The 2002-nt window shown below is 66.2% G+C and carries 3 protein-coding genes; all 3 read right to left on the bottom strand.

Annotated features, from left to right (window positions below; translation table 11 throughout):
• The coding region (locus VGH54_RS14050; protein WP_331512627.1) for a class I SAM-dependent methyltransferase at window positions 1-257 on the bottom strand (257 nt) is incomplete at its 3' end.
• A 2-nt stretch (window positions 258-259) separates the two neighbouring features.
• A complete protein-coding gene (locus tag VGH54_RS14045) occupies window positions 260-643 on the bottom strand; it encodes a DUF3054 domain-containing protein (RefSeq protein WP_331512626.1) in 384 nt (127 codons plus the stop codon).
• 9 nt (window positions 644-652) lie between these two features.
• Window positions 653-1774 carry a hypothetical protein gene (locus VGH54_RS14040; protein ID WP_331512625.1) on the bottom strand — a complete coding sequence of 374 codons (1122 nt, stop codon included), beginning with the start codon at window positions 1772-1774 and terminating at the stop codon, window positions 653-655.
• Window positions 1775-2002 lie beyond the last annotated feature (228 nt).

Raw genomic sequence — 2002 nt, 5'->3', positions numbered from 1 at the left:
TCGAAGAATCGGGTACGGACTGCCAAAAGATCTGTCAGCAAAGCTAATCCGTTGTCGTCGCCGATATCGCTGAGAGCCAGCTCGCCGCTGGCCACCTTGGTAAAAAAGTCCCTCCCGACGGCCCTGACCAACGGCTCGGCGAAGGGGTCGTTGATCAACCGCGCCCGGTGTGCCAGCGCCCTCGCGGTCGCCACCAAGGTGGCGTTGGTTGCGACACTGGTGTCCGGCCCCCAGGTGTCGGTGTCTGTTCGCGCCATGGTCACGCCTGCCATTTCGAGAGCTTTGCGCGCCGCCTGGGCTGGGCCAACGCTCGCCAACCCAAGAGCAGCAGCCCGGTGACTGATGCCGCCACCACGATGAAACTTGCGGCGACACCGGCCGAGGTGGCCTTACGCAGCAGCATCCCGACGACGACCGTGCACAGCCACACCACGACCCCGGTGGGATATACCGCTGTCGGACGGCGCCAGGCCTGAGTGGCCAACCACCCCAGGGCGGTCCCGCTCAGGAAGGGCCATGCCGTCGAGGCGATGCCCGCGATGTTGAGCCCCTCGTCGTGGCTGCGCCGCCCCACGGCACAAAACACCAGCACACAGGCCACATCGATGCCCAACCACACCGGACCGCGCCGCGGACGCTCCATGCGGTGAGGCTACCGGTCCGGTCGATCTCGGGGCGCCATCGTGGCCGGCGGCCGACGCGGGACGATCGGAGTGGAGGGCCAGCGCCGCGTCCCCGTCCATGGCGCCGGTGGGGCGTCGAGTTGCTTGGCAAGCAGCAGCGCCGCCGCGTCGTAGTTGGCCCGCCAACCCCGGAAATGCGGCCACGCCTCTTCGTCCGAGCGTTCGATCGGGTAGTCGACTTCGCGGAGTAAGGCGACCGCCTGTTGAAAGTCGCTAAATGTCAACGAGATTGGCTCATCGTTGCCGGGCTCGTCGGGCACCGGCTGTCCCATTGTCCGGGCGATCTGCGAGATGGCGACGAAGCCCATCCGAAGCGCCAAGCGTGGCGCCAATTTGGGTTCGAGCGACGGGGCCAGCGACAGGTGCAAGGCGGCGGCATCCATCACCGCGATCAACGAGGTCAGCCAATGTGACAACGGATGCGGCGAACGGAAGCGGACCAGAGTGACGTAAGTGGTGTGCGATTCGGCTACTTCTGCGGCCCATCGCTCCCACGAGACAAACATGGTTTCGACAACCTGCGCCATGTCGCCGTCCTGGATGCCCCACCGACTGCGGGCCAGAAGCTCCGGTCCCCAGGACGGCACGCCCGCCCGCGTGCCGAGCAGCGTGACCTCGGTTTCGCGCTTGTTGAACGCGGCGTACAGCGTCGGCAGGTAGCCGACCTGCAGTCCGATCACGACCAGCCCGGTGAACGCCGCCAGGTACTCCAGCGTCGTGCTGTCACCGGTCGACGGCGCCGCGTAGCCAAGGGTGAAGATCGACGACCCCGCTTCGGAAACGGCTTGCCCCAGATGGCCTTTCATACTCGGCAGCAATAAGAGCGCAAAGCCGACGACGAGCATGCCCAGCCACGCGGCGAGCCGGGCGAGCAAGGACATCGGCGCTTGCCAGGACAGGATCGCGTTCCTGCGTCCGAAGGAACGCACCGGCTTGGTGAGGATTCGAAACACGATGTCGAGGAGCCACGCGATCAGCCGGCTGGCCGGGGAATTGACCGCCCGCGGAACGACCAGGGTGCCCGCGACGCTCATCAGCGTCCCCGTCACCATCATCAGCCCGGCGGCGAAGCCGATCCACGCACCGACCATAGGTGCATTCAAACAGTGCGCGGTGTGAGGCGTGTGGTTTGTGGCCTGGCTCAGCGCTTTTGTTTGGGCCGCAACCGCGCCTCTGCGTGAGCAAGCTGCACATTGTGGCCCTCCGCGCACTGCACGTGCGTGGCCAGCGGTGCGCCGCAACCTTCGCCGTGCACCAGATCGAGGCGTCTCGCGTCGCCCTGCAAGAGCATTCCGAATTCGACCAGGCTGACCAGTACG

The sequence above is a fragment of the Mycobacterium sp. genome, from assembly GCF_036488105.1.
Lineage (GTDB): Bacteria > Actinomycetota > Actinomycetes > Mycobacteriales > Mycobacteriaceae > Mycobacterium.
The sequence above is the reverse complement of the archived record's forward strand: the minus strand, read 5'-3'. Positions and strand labels throughout refer to the sequence as shown.